This is a genomic window from Actinosynnema sp. NPDC004786, from assembly GCF_053601135.1.
Genome location: NZ_JBSGBG010000007.1, coordinates 1 through 14757 on the forward strand (window position 1 = coordinate 1; position 14757 = coordinate 14757).

General features: G+C 71.6%; 14 protein-coding genes. 2 read left to right on the plus strand and 12 right to left on the minus strand.

The window, feature by feature from the left end; all coding sequences use genetic code 11:
• Window positions 1–250: 250 nt before the first annotated feature.
• Complete coding sequence (locus tag ACWEFJ_RS07930; RefSeq protein ID WP_449713268.1) at window positions 251–985, plus strand: GntR family transcriptional regulator; 735 nt, start codon at window positions 251–253, stop codon at window positions 983–985.
• Window positions 986–1214: 229 nt separating this feature from the next.
• Here the strand turns inward: ACWEFJ_RS07930 and ACWEFJ_RS07935 are convergent, their stop codons facing one another.
• The 8 genes from ACWEFJ_RS07935 to ACWEFJ_RS07970 form a co-directional block, all read right to left on the minus strand.
• Window positions 1215–2153 (minus strand): pectate lyase family protein, encoded by a 939-nt coding sequence (locus ACWEFJ_RS07935; RefSeq protein ID WP_378090706.1) that lies wholly within the window; start codon window positions 2151–2153, stop codon window positions 1215–1217.
• Between the two features lie 82 nt (window positions 2154–2235).
• Window positions 2236–3387: an enolase C-terminal domain-like protein gene (locus ACWEFJ_RS07940; RefSeq protein ID WP_378090705.1), complete on the minus strand. Its 1152-nt coding sequence runs from the start codon at window positions 3385–3387 to the stop codon at window positions 2236–2238.
• Entirely contained in the window at window positions 3384–4670 is a 1287-nt protein-coding gene (locus ACWEFJ_RS07945; RefSeq protein WP_449713269.1) for an ABC transporter substrate-binding protein, read from the minus strand. The genes ACWEFJ_RS07940 and ACWEFJ_RS07945 overlap by 4 nt, the downstream gene beginning before the upstream one ends.
• A gap of 7 nt (window positions 4671–4677) precedes the next feature.
• A complete protein-coding gene (locus ACWEFJ_RS07950) occupies window positions 4678–5589 on the minus strand; it encodes a carbohydrate ABC transporter permease (protein WP_378090703.1) in 912 nt (303 codons plus the stop codon).
• Window positions 5586–6461 carry a carbohydrate ABC transporter permease gene (locus tag ACWEFJ_RS07955; protein ID WP_449713270.1) on the minus strand — a complete coding sequence of 292 codons (876 nt, stop codon included), beginning with the start codon at window positions 6459–6461 and terminating at the stop codon, window positions 5586–5588. The genes ACWEFJ_RS07950 and ACWEFJ_RS07955 overlap by 4 nt, the downstream gene beginning before the upstream one ends.
• Window positions 6458–8614 (minus strand): pectinesterase family protein, encoded by a 2157-nt coding sequence (locus ACWEFJ_RS07960; protein WP_449713271.1) that lies wholly within the window; start codon window positions 8612–8614, stop codon window positions 6458–6460. The genes ACWEFJ_RS07955 and ACWEFJ_RS07960 overlap by 4 nt, the downstream gene beginning before the upstream one ends.
• Window positions 8615–8907: 293 nt before the next feature.
• Window positions 8908–9855: a tetratricopeptide repeat protein gene (locus ACWEFJ_RS07965; protein WP_449713272.1), complete on the minus strand. Its 948-nt coding sequence runs from the start codon at window positions 9853–9855 to the stop codon at window positions 8908–8910.
• Between the two features lie 181 nt (window positions 9856–10036).
• The gene (locus ACWEFJ_RS07970; protein ID WP_378090699.1) at window positions 10037–10738 is read right to left on the minus strand and encodes an SDR family oxidoreductase; all 702 of its coding nucleotides are present in this window, start codon (window positions 10736–10738) and stop codon (window positions 10037–10039) included.
• Window positions 10739–10829: 91 nt separating this feature from the next.
• Here ACWEFJ_RS07970 and ACWEFJ_RS07975 point away from each other — a divergent pair, with 91 nt between their 5' ends.
• A complete protein-coding gene (locus ACWEFJ_RS07975) occupies window positions 10830–11378 on the plus strand; it encodes a TetR/AcrR family transcriptional regulator (RefSeq protein WP_449713273.1) in 549 nt (182 codons plus the stop codon).
• 72 nt (window positions 11379–11450) lie between these two features.
• Here ACWEFJ_RS07975 and ACWEFJ_RS07980 read toward each other — a convergent pair whose 3' ends face one another.
• From ACWEFJ_RS07980 to ACWEFJ_RS07995, 4 genes are all read right to left on the minus strand, one after another.
• Window positions 11451–11855, minus strand: a complete 405-nt coding sequence (locus tag ACWEFJ_RS07980) for a DnaJ family domain-containing protein (protein ID WP_378090697.1) — start codon at window positions 11853–11855, stop codon at window positions 11451–11453.
• Complete coding sequence (locus tag ACWEFJ_RS07985) at window positions 11852–13093, minus strand: RNA polymerase sigma factor (protein ID WP_378090696.1); 1242 nt, start codon at window positions 13091–13093, stop codon at window positions 11852–11854. Before ACWEFJ_RS07985 ends, ACWEFJ_RS07980 begins: the two co-directional genes overlap by 4 nt.
• Entirely contained in the window at window positions 13090–13494 is a 405-nt protein-coding gene (locus ACWEFJ_RS07990; protein WP_378090695.1) for a YciI family protein, read from the minus strand. The genes ACWEFJ_RS07985 and ACWEFJ_RS07990 overlap by 4 nt, the downstream gene beginning before the upstream one ends.
• Window positions 13495–13650: 156 nt before the next feature.
• Window positions 13651–14748 (minus strand): cellulose binding domain-containing protein, encoded by a 1098-nt coding sequence (locus tag ACWEFJ_RS07995; protein WP_449713274.1) that lies wholly within the window; start codon window positions 14746–14748, stop codon window positions 13651–13653.
• Between the last annotated feature and the right edge of the window lie 9 nt (window positions 14749–14757).

Sequence of the window (14757 nt, forward strand, 5' to 3'; positions counted from 1 at the left end):
GGTTCGAGTGCCTTAGGCTGGTCGGAGCCGGCAGGCTTGGCGGGACGCTTTTCCCCGCCGGGCCTGCCGGCTACGGCCTGCCCCGGGTACTCGTAAGGGCCCCATGTCAAATCGGGCCGGCCCGCACCACCCAACCACCACCCCACCCAACCCGACCCCCACCCGACCCGATCCCCACCTGACCCGACCCGATCCCCACCCCATCCCACCCCCACCACCCCCACCTGACCCGACCGCTCAGGAGGTGCCCATGCCCGCGCGCCCCCTGGACCGCTCCACCGGCACCCCGCTCTGGCGACAACTCCAGGACGACCTGATCACCCGCCTGCACTCCGGCGACTTCGAGACCGGCTTCCCCGGCGAACTGGCCCTGGTCAACGACTACCGCGTGAGCCGCCACACCGTCCGCCAAGCCCTGCACCAACTCCGCGCCGACGGCCTGGTCGTCGCCGAACGCGGCCGCCAACCGCGGGTCGGCCCGGCCGCCGACGTGGAACAGCCGCTGGACACCCTCCAGAGCCTCTTCGCCTCCGTCGAGGCCGCCGGCCTGGAACAACGCAGCATCGTCCGCGTCCTCGACATCCGCGCGGACGGCGTGATCGCCGACCAGCTCGCCCTGGAGGGCTCCACCCCGCTCCTCCACCTGGAACGCCTCCGCCTGGCCGGCGGCAGCCCCCTCGCCATCGACCGCGTCTGGCTGCCGGCCGCCGTGGCGTCACCCCTGCTGGACGCCGACTTCACCCGCACCAGCCTCTACACCGTGCTGGCCGAGCGCACCGGCCTCAAGGTCGACCAGAGCCGCGAGACCATCAAAGCCGTCGTGCCGACCCCCGCCGAACGGGCGCTGCTGGACTGCGGACCGGACGTGGCGTGCCTGTCCCTCCACCGCCTGGGCCGCGCCCGGGGCCGCCCCGTGGAGTGGCGGCACACGATGGTGCGCGGCGACCGCTACGCCGTCACCACCGAATCCCGCCCCCGCCGTTGAACCCCGGCCGCTGAACCCCGGCCGCTCAACCCCACCGCTCAACCCCACCGCTCAACCCCGCCGCTCAACCCCCGCCGCTCAACCCCCGCCACCAGCACCCGCCGAAGAAGCCCGCCGAAGAACCCCGCCGCACAAGCCCTGACGAACCACCCACCAACCGGCACGCCGGACGGCCCCTGGCCGGGAGAGTGGCCAGGGGCCGCCGATCAGGCGTCGGGCGGGGACGGCGTCAGCCGACCTTGCCCACGCCCGCGCCGCTCTGCACGACCGACTTCACGCCGGAGCAGGAGTCGAGCACGTACGAGTACGGGATCGACTTGACGCTGCCACCCTGGTCGCCCGAACCCGAGCCGACCATGTGGTTGTTGCGCGCCACGAGGCTGCCCGCCGGCGACGAGCCCTCGCCCCGGTGGAACGGGTCCCTGGTGTTCTCGAAGTAGTTGCACTCCACGAGCACGCCGGCCTCCATCGTGGAAGCCACACCGTACGACGTCACGCCGCCGTAGTAGTTGTTGTAGACGTGCACGGGGTTGCCGAAGCGGACCCGCGGGTGGCGCTGGTTGGTGCCGTCGAACCAGTTGTGGTGGTAGCTGACCCGCAGCTTGCCGCGGTCCTCGCCGCCGTTGCCGTCGTCGTGGCCGAGCAGCATGGTCTTGTCGTGGCTGCTGATCTTGTTCCACGACACGGTCACGCAGTCGGACGCGCGCTTGATGTCGATCGCGCCGTCGTAACCGTTGCGCAGGCTGTTGTGGTCGATCCAGACCCGGGTGGAGTACTGGACGTTGATGGCGTCGTCCGCCCAGTCCCTGAAGTTCAGGTTCCGGATGATGACGTTGGACGCGTTGGCGACGTTCAGGCCGTGCCCGGCGATGGTCGAGCCGGTGCCGATGCCGATGATCGTCTTGTTCGACGCGACCTTCGTCATGCTGGACAGCGTGATGGTGCCCGAGACCCGGATGGTCTGCGTGGTGGTCGACTTGGCGGCGTTGGCGAACGCCGTGGCGTCGCTGACGGTCACCGTGCCCCCACCGGCTCCGCCGGTGGTGCCGCCGCACTGCGTGCCCCAACCCTCGAGGTTGAAGTGCGCCGCGTCGGCGGTGGGCGCCATGACCACGGACGCGGCTAACGCCGTCGCCGCGACCAGCGCGCGGGAGATCTTGCGAGACATGCGGTTTCCTCCATACGACTGTGGATGAAAAGGGAACCGGCGGCGGTCCGAACGTGGCGGCGGCCTGGGCCTTACACCGGGATCACCACCTCTCGACGGTGTGCGCGCGGATGTGCTCGACGTCGAACTCGTCACCCAGACCGGGAGAGGAGGTCATGGTGACGTGGCCGTCCGCGTCGAGCGGGTCGGCGATCGCGAGCCGGTGCGGCGGCACGCGGTCGAAGTCGTGCAGCGGGTGCAGCAACCCCCGCTCGTACCAGCGGCCGTTGTCGGTGCCGCCGAGCACGGCGAGGCTCGCCGAGCCGTCGCCGTGGATCTCGCAGTCCATGTTGAACGACTCGGCCAGGTGCAGGGCCTTGACCGTCGGCGAGATGCCGCCGACGTCGGTCGGCCCGGCGCGCAGGATGTCGCACGCCCCGGAGGTGATCCACTCGGCGCGGCTCAGGTGCTTGCCCCAGGCCACCTCCGGCCCGATGACCGGGATGGAGAGCTGCTCGGACAGCCACCGGTAGGAGCTGATCGACGCCTCCTCCATCGGCTCCTCGAACCAGTAGAAGTCCAGCGCCTCCAGCGCCCGGCCCAGCTCCAGCGCCTCGGTGCGCGAGTACCAGTGGTTCGCGTCGAGCATCAACGCCACCTCCGGCCCGACCGCCTCGCGCACCGCCTCGCACGCCGCGATGTCCGCCCGCACGCTGGGCGCGCCGGGCACCGGCGGCATCCACGTGTGCAGCTTGATCGCCCGGTAGCCGCGCTCCACGAGCTGCTTGGCGAACGCCGCGTAGTCCCCGGGCGTGCTCAGCCCGCCCGGGATCTCGTCGCCGCACATCGTGCTGGCGTAGGCCGGGATGCGGGACCGGGCGCCGCCGAGCAGCTTCCACACCGGCTGCCCGGCGCGCTTGCCCACCAGGTCCCACAACGCGGTGTCGACGTAGCCGAGGGCCCGGTCGGTGAACCGGCCGTGCGAGCCGCGCTGCTTGCGGGCCATCGCCCGCCACAGCCGCTCGCGGTCCCACGGGTCCGCGCCGATCAGCACGGGCTTCACGATCGAGTCGAGCACGGCGGGCCGCAGCTGGTCGGGGTGCACCTGCACGCGCCCCACCACGCCGTCGGAGTCGGTGATCTCCAGCAGCGCCTCGCGGACCTCGTGCTCGGCGCTCGGGTGCCGGTGCCCGTGCGGGTCCACCGCGGTCCACGCGGTGGTCGTGAACACCGACACCTCGACGCGCTCGATCATTTGCGGTCCTCCCACTCCTTCTGCGCCTCGGTGAGCTTCTTCGCCACGTCGTCCAGGAACTGCTGCGCGCTCAGCTCGCCGAGGAGCACCTTCTGGTACTGCGGCTCGCTGTCGGCCTTGGTGATGGACGAGTACTGCGGCAGGTACACCGGCGCGGGCACGAGGACCGTGGCCGGGTCCTCCAGCACGTCGAGCGCCATCTTCACGTGGGCGGCCTTGTCGATCCACGCGGCGCTGCGCACGTCGGTGTTGGCCGGGATCTGGCCGACCTTCTCGTTCCAGTAGCTGTTGGACTCGGCGGAGGTGAGGAACTCGGCGAACTTCCACGCCGCGTCCTGGTTCTCGCTGTTCTTGAACACCGCGAAGCCGTCGGTCGGGTTGGGCACGACGGTGCGCTTGCCGCTGGGGCCGACCGGCAGCGGGATCGCGGCGACCTTGTCGCCGAGCGCCTTGGTGACGTCGCTGTAGGAGCCGAGGTTGTGGTGCATCATCGCGACCGAGCCGCCGGTGAACTGGGCGATCATCTGGGTGAAGCTGTTGTTCACGTCGGCCTCGGGGGTGGCCTTCTTGTAGAGCTCGGCGACCTTGTCGACCAGTTCGGCGTTGGCCGGGTCGTTGAGCGTGCTCTTGCCGTCCTTGAAGAAGTTGTCCACCCCGGAGTACGCGTACGCCTCGGTGATGAGCTGGAACACCGAGCCCGCGCCGCCGCGGATGGTGTAGCCGTACTTGTTCGCGGCCGTGTCGGTCAGCTTCGTCGCCGCGGTGATGAACTCGTCCCAGGTCTTCGGCGGCTCGATCCCCGCGTCCTTGAACCAGTCCGTGCGGTACCAGATGATGTCCATGTTGGCCGAGGACGGCACGATGTAGAGCTTGCCGTCGGGCGCGGTCTGGCGGACGGTCTCCACCAGCGAGGGCAGCAGCTTGTCCTTCAGCGGGCCGCCGTTGACGCGGTCGTCGAGCGGCGCGAGCGCCTCCTGGCCGACCAGGTGCGCGAGGTACGAGGTGGTCACGCCGCCGACGTCCGGCGTCTCGCCGCCGGCGATGGCGGTGTCGTACTTCTGCTGCACCGAGGCGCTGGGGATGCCGACGTACTCGACCTTGATGGTGGGGTTCGCCGCCTCGAAGCGGGAGATCAGCTCCTTGTAGATCGGCTCGCGGGCGGGCCCGCCGTTGTTGTCCCAGAACGTGATGGTCACGTTCCCGTCGCCGCCCGCACCTCCCCCGGACGAGCAGGCGGACAGCGCCAGCGCGGCGGCGGCCACGGCGACCAGCAGTTTTCTCATGATGCTCCTATCCCTTCACAGCCCCGGCGCTGAGCCCCTGCACCAGGAACCGCTGCACGACGGCGAAAACCAGGACCACCGGCACGGCCGCGACCACGCCACCGGCGGCGAGTGCTCCGAAGTCGGTGTTGAACTCACCCAACGTGTAGCTCAGGCCGACCGGCAGGGTGAACTTGTCCTGCCTCGTGGCGAACATGAGCGCGAACAGGAACTGGTTCCACGCGCCGATGAACGCGAACGACCCGACCGCCACCAGGGCGGGTTTGAGCTGCGGCAGGACGACCGCGAAGAACGCGCGCAGGCGCGAGCAGCCGTCCACCATCGCGGCCTCTTCCAGCTCCACGGAGATGTTGCGGATGAACCCGCTCATCAGGATCAGCGACAGCGGCAGCTGGAACGCCACCTCCGCGATGACCAGGCCGGTGATGCTGTTGAGCAGGCCGAGCCCCTTGAAGATCACGAACAGCGGGATCAGCATCATCGCGCCGGGGATGAACTGGCTGCACAGCATCGCCAGCAGGAAAACCTTCTGGCCGCGGAACTTGAACCGCGCCAGCGCGTACCCGCCCATCACCGACAGGATGGTGACGAACACGAGCACGCCCAGGCCCATGATGACGCTGTTGTAGAAGAAGATGCCGAACCCGATGTCGTTCCACACCGTGTCGAAGTGCTCCAGCGAGATCGGCCACGGCACGAGCTGCGTCGAGCCGGCCGGCCGGACCGCGAACACCAGCATCCAGTAGAACGGGATGAGCGTGAACAGCAGGTACAGCACCAGCGGCACGTGGATCATCCACGGCTTGCCCGGCTCCTCGGCCACGGCCCGGCGGCGTCGCCTGGTCCGCGGCGGCGGCGCGTGCGTCGTGCCCGCGACCTCCCGCACCAGGGTGTCGGTCTTGCCCAGGGTCTCGGTCATGCTCGGCTCCCGAACTTCGACAACCGCAGGTACGCGATAGAGAAGAACAACAGGATCAGGAACCCGGCGACGGTGAGCGCCGAGCCGTACCCGAAGTTGTGCGAGTCGACGGCCTGCCGGGCCACGTAGAGCGGCAGCGTGGTGGTCTGGTTCGCGGGACCGCCGCCGGTCAGCGTGTAGATGAGGTCGACGTTGTTGAACTCCCACACCGCGCGCAGCAGCGTCGACAGGATGATCGCGTCCTTCAGGTGCGGCAGGGTGACGCTGGTGAAGCGCTTCCACCGGCTCGCGCCGTCCACGGACGCCGCCTCGTAGAGGTCCTTGGGGATGCTCTGGAGGTCGGCCAGCAGCAGGATCGCGAAGAACGGCACGCCGCGCCACAGCTCGGTCACCACGAGGGCGTCGAACACCGTGTCGGGGTTGCCGAGCACCGAGGTGCCCGGCGAGCCGACGCCCCACTCGGAGAGGGCCTGGAAGATGCCCGTGGACGGGTTGAGCAGCAGGATCCAGATGCCCGTGGTGAGCACGCCGGACACCGCCCACGGCGAGAACACCAGCGCGCGGGCCAGGCCGCGGCCGATGAAGGTCTCGTTCACGATCAGCGCCAAGACCAGGCCGAGCAGCAGTTGCAGGCCGACCTCGACGAACACCCACTTGGCGCTGAACGCGAGGCTCTGCCAGAACAGCGGGTCGTCGAACAGCATCTGCTTGAAGTTGTCCAGCCCCGCGAAGCCGTTCTTCCACGGCTGCGTGACGTTGTACCGCTGGAGGCTGTAGTAGACGACGCTGCCGATCGGGTAGACCAGGAAGACCGCCATCAGCACCAGCGTCGGTGCGATCAGGGCGTAGGGCGCCCAGGTGCGCGTCCTCATGCGGGGTTCCAGTCGCCGAGGTAGGCGCGCCGGGTGTGCTGGGCGGCCTGGTCCGCGGTGAGCTGCGGCCGGTCCGCGCCCGCGGTCGCGCCGGGGCCGGAGTTGCGGAACTCGGCGAACCGGGCGTCGCGCCAGGAGAAGCCCGACATGTCGGTCCACGGCGCGGCCTTCACCGCGGCGGGCAGCTTGGTGTCACGGACGACGACCGAGGCGATCGCGTCCGGGTCGCCGCCGGGGTGCCACGGCCGGCCGAGGTAGTAGGTGCCGGCGGGCGCGTCGCTGACGACCGTCGAGTTCATGATCAGGAAGCCGTGCGGGTTGTCGCGGCGGGTGCTGGCGGCGGTGATGTAACCGTTGGGATCGCCGCCCCGGTTCAGCGCGCGGATGGTGACCTGGTCGAACACGGCGGTGGCGCGGCCGAAGATGAAGTCGACGTCGCCGACGATCTCGCCGCCCCGGTAGTACTGGCGGGCCCGCGTGCCGACCGCGCGCGTGTCGGCGTAGAGGGTGTCCTGGTGGCCGAGGAAGCGGACGCGGTCGTAGTACTGCCGGTCGCCGGTGGCCTTCACCGCGACGGCCTGCGTGGCGGTGATCTCGGGGTGCGCGGCCCGGTCGAACGAGTTGCTGAACGTCAGGTCGCGGGCGGTGAAGCCGTCGGCCTCGATCGTCGCGGTGGCCGAGCCGGTGGTGCCGTGAGTGGTGCCGTCGGGCTTCTTGGTGCCGCCGGCGTTGTCGTAGTCGATGACGACGTCGCGCGCGGTGCCGGTGGAGCCCTTGAGCGTCAGGTCGGGCTTGGTCGCGGGCACCCGGACCACCTCGCGGTACACGCCCTTGCCGATGGTGATGGTGGTGCCGGGCGGTGCGGCGTCGATGGCCGCCTGCACGGTGTCGAAGTCCGTGCCCTTGGCCACGTGGTAGCGCTCGCGCTGCTGAGCGCCCGCCTTGAGGTTCTTCACCCGGGTGGTCGGCTCCAGGCCGCGGGTGAACTGGGGCGTCCAGCCCGCGTCGCCGGCGAGCTGCGCGGTCGGGTGGGCCGCGTTGAACGCGTCGAGCGCGTCCACCGGCTTGCCGTCGACCAACGTGCCGACCTCGGTGATGGCCGTGCCGCCCCAGTTGTAGATCAGGTTCTCGACCGCGCCGCCGTTGCCCAGCTTGACGTAGTTGTTCTCGACGTACAGCTTCGACTGCACGCCGACGCCCCAGGCGTAGACGAACGTCGGTCCGGGCTCGTAGAGGTTGTTGTAGACGTGCACCTGGCCGAACCGGACGCGCGGCAGGCGCTCCTCGACGTTGCGGAACACGTTGTGGTGCACCGAGACCCGCAGCTTGCCGGGGTCGGTGGTCGAGGTGTTGGACGAGCCGATGAGCATCGTCTTGCCGTGGTCCTCGAACAGGTTGTACGACGCGGTGACCAGGTCGGTGCCGCTGGTCATGTCGAGCGAGCCGTCGTGCTGCTGGTAGGGGCGACCGAAGTAGCTCGGCGCGGCGCTGTCCGGGAACGGCTGGTCGGTGAACGTGTTGTGGTCGACCCACACGTTCGTGGCGCGCTGGAGGGACACCGCGTCGTAGGCGGAGTTCCAGTTGCCCGTCGCGCCGTCGGTCGGGTCCCACTGCGGGAAGCAGTCGCGGGTGTCGCGGAACGTGAGGTTGCGGATGATCACGTTCGACGCGCCGTGCACCCGCAGGGACGCGCCGGTGATGCCCGCGCCCCGGCCGTCGCCCACGATCGTGGTGTCGGAGCCGACGGCGAACGAGATCGCCGCGGCCTGGCGCGCGGCCGACGCGGCGCGGGCGTCCTCCAGCGGGCCGCTGGGCTCGGTGTCGCGCCCCCAAACGGCGGGGTCGTATGCGGCCAGATAGCCCGCGAGCGTGTAGCCGTCCGTGGCATATGTTGCGCAATCAGCCCTGACGTCGATGACGCCGCGCACTTTGATGAGGCGTGGCGCGGGCGCGGCCAGGGCCGCCCGCAACTCCGCCGCCGTGCGCACGACGTGTTCGGTCGTGGCGGCCGACCCACCGGTGGTGCCCGTGCCGCTCGACGCCCAGCCGTCACCGGGCTGGAGAACCTGTCTTCCCAGGTCATGGCCTGCGTGCGCGGGTGCTGCCGCGATCACGCCGAGGGCGCAGGAAAGCACGAGCGCAGTACTGATCATCCGCATGACGAGGGGCCTTCCCCGGCAAGATTGTTCATAAATGTGAACACTATCCAGAAGTGCGAACAGAGTATTGCGAAAGTGTCCGGCACACGTCAACGACGTAACTTCGTTCGACTGCCGTTCGACCCGGTGATTCGATCAAGAGTCGAATTCGACTCGAATTCGACGGTCCGAGGGCGGCTTCCCGGCGGTCCCGGGCGCGGCGGAACGGCCCGGCACGCACGGGAAACCGCCCCCGACCCGCGGCGGGTCGGGGGCGGTCCGGTGGCCCGCGAACGGCGTCGCGGACGTCAGGCGGGCACGCCGAAGGCGGCGATGCGGTCGGACAGGATCCGGGCGTGCGGCTCGCGCGGGTGGCGGTCCGCGAGGCGGCGCAGGGGCCGCAGGCGGTCGGCGACCCGCGTGGAGTCGAGCGACCCGGCGGCGGCCAGGGCGCGCTCCCCCACCTCCGCCGCCTGGTCGAAGTCCCGGTCCACCAGGTGGTTCGTGGCCAGCGCCACCAGGCTGAAGGTCCGGCTGCGGCTCATCCGCTCGGAGTAGCCCGCCACGGCCGCGGTCAGCGAGTCGATCGCGGCCGAGGTCTGCGCCGGGTCCACCGTCCGGGCCAGCTCCGTCAGCACCACGCCGGTCAACCCGCACAGGTCCGGCTCGTCGAAGAAGCGCACCCACCCGGGCACCGGGCCGGACGGCGCGCGGGAGAACTCGTCGTGCGCCAGGTGCAGCAACCGCAGCGCGCCGCTCCGGTCGCCCAGGCCCGCGCGCGCCCACGCCTGGTTGGCGTGCAGCACCGCGACGGCCCGCGCCGACCCCGCCCGTCGCGCCGCGACGAGCCCGAGCGCGAACTCCCGCGACGCCTCGCAGCGCCTGCCGCGGTGCAGCCGCATCCGGCCGACGCGGTAGTGGATGTTGGCCTGCAGGTCCTCGTGGCCCGCCTCGACCGCGAGGTCCAGCGCCCGGTCCCAGTGCCGCGCGGCGAGCGCTTCGCGGCCGGTGTCGAAGCAGGTCCACCCGGCCACGTTGTGCAGGTCGGCCAGCGCGACCAGCAGCCGCACCCGCAGCGGGCCGGCGGTCACGGCGTCCGGGAGCCGGTCGTGCCGGGCCGCGTGGGCGATCGCGGCGTCCCGGCACGCGCCGCCGCCCTCGCGGTAGTCCACCTCGCGCAGCCGCTCGGTCTCGGCTTCCAAGCGCTCGACGTCCTCGACTCCGACGTGAGCCGGCACGCGCTGGGGTTCTGCCATGGCCGCACCTCGCAATTCCACTAGAGCGGTGGAGGAAAATCCCTCGGGCAGGTGGCAGCGGGGTACCCAGGGTGACACCGGCCGCACCTTCCGCGGGACCGCCGTCAAGGGCACGCGCCGCCCCGTTCCCGCGGTGCAGGTGCAGGTGCAGGTGCAGCGACCGTCTACTGTGGACCTCCGGTCAGCCCGCCAGCGCCGGGTACTGGACCGCGATGTCCTGCGCCAGGGCGGCTTTCACGCGACGCGACAGGTCGTCGGCCAGCACCTCGAACGCGTCGGACTCGATGCCGTCGACCGCGAGTTCCGCCACGTGCCGGGGATCGCTCTTGGGCGCGGTCACGCCGGCGGCCAGGTCGGTGTCCACGTACCCGACGTGCAGGCCGGTGACGGTGATGCCGCGCGGCCGCAGCTCCAGGCGCAGGGAGTTGGTCTGCGACCACAGGGCGGCCTTCGACGCGCTGTAGGAACCGTTGAGCGCGAACCAGGACAGCACGGAGGCGACGTTGAGCAGGTGGCCGCCGCCGTTGCGCTCGACCACGGGCACGAACGCGCGCGTCACGTGCAGCGGCCCGTAGAAGTTGGTCTCGAACTCGCGCCGGACGTCCTCCACCGGCGAGTCCAGGAACGACGCGCCCACCAGCCCGCCCGCGTTGTTGACCACGATGGTGACGTCGTCGGCGCGGGCCGCGGCGGCCGCCACCGAGGCGGGATCGGTGACCTCCAGCGCGAGCGGGACGGCATCCGGGTGCGTGACGGTGCGCGGGTCGCGCGCGGTGGCGTAGACCTTCGCCGCGCCCCGGTCGTACAGGGCCTCGACCAGGGCCTTGCCCAGGCCCCGGTTGCCGCCCGTGACCAGTGCGGTCGCCCCGTTGATCGTCGTCATGGCACTCCTCCAGAGGTGGAAACCGATCGGTTTCCGCCGACTGTAGACCGATCGGTTTCCCCCTGTCGACCCGGGCCGGTACCCTGCCGGGGTGACCACTCCACGGGACCGCCTGCTGGACGCGGCGGGCGAGCTGTTCTACCGGGAGGGCGTCGGCGTCGGCGTCGACGCGCTGTGCAAGGCGGCCGGCGTCTCCAAGCGGTCGATGTACCTGCTGTTCGACGGCAAGGACGAGCTGATCGCGGCGAGCCTCGACCGCCGCGCCCCGGCCTACGACGCCCTGCTGCTCCCCCCGGACGGCGGCACGCCGCGCGAACGGGTCCTGCACGTGTTCCGCGCGCAGGACGAGCTGTCCGACCGGCCGGACTACCGCGGCTGCCCGCTGGTCGCCACCGCGACCGAGCTGAAGGACGCCGCGCACCCGGCCAACGCCGTGGCGCGCCGGCACAAGCAGGACCTGACCGACTTCTTCGCCGCCGAGGCCCGCGCGGCGGGCGTGGCGGACCCCGACACCCTCGCCGCGCAGCTCACCGTGGTGTTCGACGGCGCGAGCGCCCGTGCCGTGGTCCGCGCCGAGCCGCTGGGCGGTCTCGGCGTCGCCACCGCGACCGCGCTGCTGGACGCGGCCGGGCTCGGCTGAGCGCCCCCTCCGCGGGCGGGGCCGGCGTCGTGACGTGCCGCAGGCCGGGTCCGGGAACGGGTGGGACGGGCGTCAGCGCCCGGCCCGGTCGGCCCGCCACCGCGCCACGACGTGCTCGACGTCGAACGGCATCAGGTTCAGCGGCGGACCCGACAGGGGCTTGCGGATCGCGTCCTCGATCCTGGCGTTGATCGCCGCCAGGATCGACCGCACCTCGGCCTCGGTGCGCGCCCGCCCGGCGGCCTCGCGCGCGGCCTCGGCCTCCTTGCGCAGCAGCAGCGTGGGCGGGAGCGCGGTGCCCTCCTCGCGGCGCAGCTTCTCCTTCACCCACCACAGCTCGTCGTGGGGCTGATCCAGGCCCGACAGCGGCTTGCCCGCGCCCGGCAGGTCGTCGAACTCGCCGCGGTCCTGGGCCTCCCGGATCTGCCGCTCGATCCAGGTCTCGAAGCCCACCCCGGCCGGTTTGCGCTCGGTCACGGCTCACCTCCCCCGGTCGAGGGTACCGACGCCAGCCGGGCCGCCTTGTCCACGAGGTAGCGCTGCTCGGGGGTGCTCGTGGTGCGCGCGGCGGCCGCCCGGTAGTGCGCCACGGCCCGCGGCACGTCACCGGCCATCTCGTGCAGGTGGCCGCGCACGGCGTCGAGCCGGTGGTGGCCGGCCAGCCGCCCGTCCAGCGCGTCGAGCGCCTCCAGCCCGGCGGCGGGCCCGTGCACCATCGCGAGCGCGACCGCCCGGTTGAGCGACACCACCGGGTTGCCGGTCATCCGCTCCAGCAGCCCGTACATGCCCAGGATCTGCGGCCAGTCGGTCTCCTCGGCGCGCAGCGCGTCGTCGTGGAGCGCCGCGATCGACGCCTGGAGCTGGTACTCGCCGATCGCGCCGCGCTCCACCGCCGCCATGATCAGCTCGACGCCCTCGACGATCAGGTCCCGGTCCCACCGCGACCGGTCCTGCTCGGCCAGGGGGATCAGCGCGCCGTCCGGGCCGGTGCGCGCGGGCCGGCGGGCGTCGGTGAGCAGCATCAGCGCGAGCAGGCCCGCCACCTCCGGGTCGGCCGGCAGCCGGGCGTGCACGGCCCTGGCCAGCCGGATCGCCTCGCCGGACAGCTCCGTCCGGTGCAGGGCGCCGCCGACGCTGCTGGTGTAGCCCTCGTTGAAGATCAGGTACAGGGTGTGCAGCACGGACCTCAGCCGGGCCGCGAACTCGTCCGGGCCGGGCAGGGCGAAGCTCGCGCCGCGCAGCTTCTGCTTGGCGCGGCTGATCCGCTGGGCCATGGTCGCCTCGGGCACCAGGAACGCGTTCGCGATCTCCGCCGTGGTGAGGCCGCCGACCGCGCGCAGGGTCAGCGCGATGGCCGACGCGGGCGTCAGCTCCGGGTGGCAGCACAGGAACAGCACGACCAGCGTGTCGTCCCGGTCCACCGCCTCGCCGGGCGGCGGCTCGCGGAACACCTCCTCCTCGCGGCGGCGGCGGGCGGCCTCGCTGCGGATCAGGTCCGTCATCTTCCGCACGGCGGTCTGCACGAGCCAGCCGCGCGGGTTGTCCGGCAGGCCGTCCACGGGCCAGTGCCGGGCCGCCGCCAGCAGCGCCTCCTGCACCGCGTCCTCGGCCTGCGCGAAGTCGCCGAACCGGCGCGCGACCACGCCGAGGACCTGCGGCGCGCACTCGCGCAGCAGGTCCTCGACGGCCTTGCCGGACGTGGCCGGCCCCGTCACAGGTCGGACGACGCGGGCGCGGACATCAGCTCGCGCACCTCGATCGGCTGGCCGAGCGGCACGCCGTTCGGGCCGGGCGCGGCCGACGCCTTCGCCGCGATCTCCAGCGCGCGCTCCAGCGTCGTGTCGACCATCCAGTAACCCGCCAGCAACTCCTTCGACTCCGGGAACGGGCCGTCGGTGATCACGGGCGCGCCCTCGCCGGTGAACGTCACCGTCTTGGCCAGCTCGGGGCCCGCCAGGCCCTGCGCGTCGACCAGCTCGCCGTTGTCGGTCAGCTCCTTCCCGAGGTCCTGCTGGAACCGGATGTGCGCGGCGATGTCCTCGCGCGCCCAGCGGTCGATCGGCACGTCGCAGGTGGCGGTGGGGCCGTAGTTCATGAGGAGCAGGAACTTCGCCATGTCGGACTCCTGGGTCGTCGTTCGCGCCCATCTTGGCGCTCGCACCCTCTGGACGGAGCCGTCACGGCGCTCTCTACACCGTGCAATGTGACGTGCATCACATGCGAAAGGGCTCGCGGTTGTGCCCCGTCGCCAGGGCACAACCGCGAGGTCCGGTCAGGTCAGCGCGCAGGTCGGAACCGGGTTCCACCCCGTCGCGTCACCCGTGCCGGTGAACCCGACCTTGGTCGTCCCGGCCGGCGGCAGCGCGCCGTTCCAGGACGCGTTGGTCACCGTCACCGACGTGCCGCTCTGGGTGAAGGTCCCGTTCCAGCCCTGGGCGAGGGACATGCCCGAGCGGAACGCGAACCCGACCCGCCAGCCGCGGCTCGTGGCGCCGCCGCCGTTGCGGACCGTGATCTCCACCTGGAACCCGCCCTGCCACTGGTTGACGACCTTGATCTCCACGTCGCACGACCCGTTCGGGACCGTGGTCGTGGTGGTCGTGGTGGTGGTCGTCGTCGTCGTTGTAGTGGTGGTGGTGGTGGTGGACGTGGGCGTGGTGCCGTTGAGCGCCGACACCACGGCCGGGATCCACCGGTCGGCGATCTTGCGGTCGCCCGACGCGTTGGGGTGCACGCCGTCGTAGGTGTCGGTGGCGGTGTTGAAGCCGGTCCACTGGTCGACCACGGTGACCGGCGACTGCGCGGTGGACTTGGCCGCCGCCCAGCCGGGGATGGCCGCGTTCAGGTCGATCACGCGTTGCGGGCACTCGGCGCAGGCGCTCGCCGCCATGGGGATGATCTTGGCGACGAGCACCTTCATGCTCGCGTTGTTCGCGCGCATCTGGTCCACCAGCTTGCCGTAGGCGGCCAGGATGGTCGCGGTCGACCGGTTGCTCCACACGTCGTTGGTCCCGAAGTGCATGAGCACCACGTTCGGGTTGGTGGCGCCGAGCCAGCCGACGAGCTGGTTCTGGTCGGCCACGGTGGTGACCAGCGCGCCGCCGTGCCCCTCGTTCTCGCCGTCGTAGGGGAACCCGCAGCCGTCGCCGGCGCGGGTGCCCACGAAGTCGATGTCGGTGTGCCCGGCCGCGCGCAGGTCGCGGTCGAGCAGCGCGCGCCAGCAGCCCGGCGACCCGGTGATCGAGTCGCCCAGCGCCATGATGCGCGTCGGCGCGGCGGCCTCGACCGCCTGACCCGGTGCGGCCACCAGGAGCCCGACCAGCGTGGCCAGCGCGCCTAACAGCGCCGCGACCGCAGTCTTCCTCGTCATCGCGATCTC

What these genes read in the sequence shown, in the direction of transcription:
- ACWEFJ_RS07955 (WP_449713270.1), bottom strand. Translation starts at nt 6,461, where the DNA reads ATGAGGACGCGCACCTGGGCGCCCTACGCCCTGATCGCACCGACGCTG.
- ACWEFJ_RS07990 (WP_378090695.1), bottom strand. Translation starts at nt 13,494, where the DNA reads ATGGCGAAGTTCCTGCTCCTCATGAACTACGGCCCCACCGCCACCTGC.
- ACWEFJ_RS07995 (WP_449713274.1), bottom strand. Translation starts at nt 14,748, where the DNA reads ATGACGAGGAAGACTGCGGTCGCGGCGCTGTTAGGCGCGCTGGCCACG.
- ACWEFJ_RS07935 (WP_378090706.1), bottom strand. Translation starts at nt 2,153, where the DNA reads ATGTCTCGCAAGATCTCCCGCGCGCTGGTCGCGGCGACGGCGTTAGCC.
- ACWEFJ_RS07930 (WP_449713268.1), top strand. Translation starts at nt 251, where the DNA reads ATGCCCGCGCGCCCCCTGGACCGCTCCACCGGCACCCCGCTCTGGCGA.
- ACWEFJ_RS07965 (WP_449713272.1), bottom strand. Translation starts at nt 9,855, where the DNA reads ATGGCAGAACCCCAGCGCGTGCCGGCTCACGTCGGAGTCGAGGACGTC.
- ACWEFJ_RS07945 (WP_449713269.1), bottom strand. Translation starts at nt 4,670, where the DNA reads ATGAGAAAACTGCTGGTCGCCGTGGCCGCCGCCGCGCTGGCGCTGTCC.
- ACWEFJ_RS07970 (WP_378090699.1), bottom strand. Translation starts at nt 10,738, where the DNA reads ATGACGACGATCAACGGGGCGACCGCACTGGTCACGGGCGGCAACCGG.
- ACWEFJ_RS07960 (WP_449713271.1), bottom strand. Translation starts at nt 8,614, where the DNA reads ATGATCAGTACTGCGCTCGTGCTTTCCTGCGCCCTCGGCGTGATCGCG.
- ACWEFJ_RS07950 (WP_378090703.1), bottom strand. Translation starts at nt 5,589, where the DNA reads ATGACCGAGACCCTGGGCAAGACCGACACCCTGGTGCGGGAGGTCGCG.
- ACWEFJ_RS07940 (WP_378090705.1), bottom strand. Translation starts at nt 3,387, where the DNA reads ATGATCGAGCGCGTCGAGGTGTCGGTGTTCACGACCACCGCGTGGACC.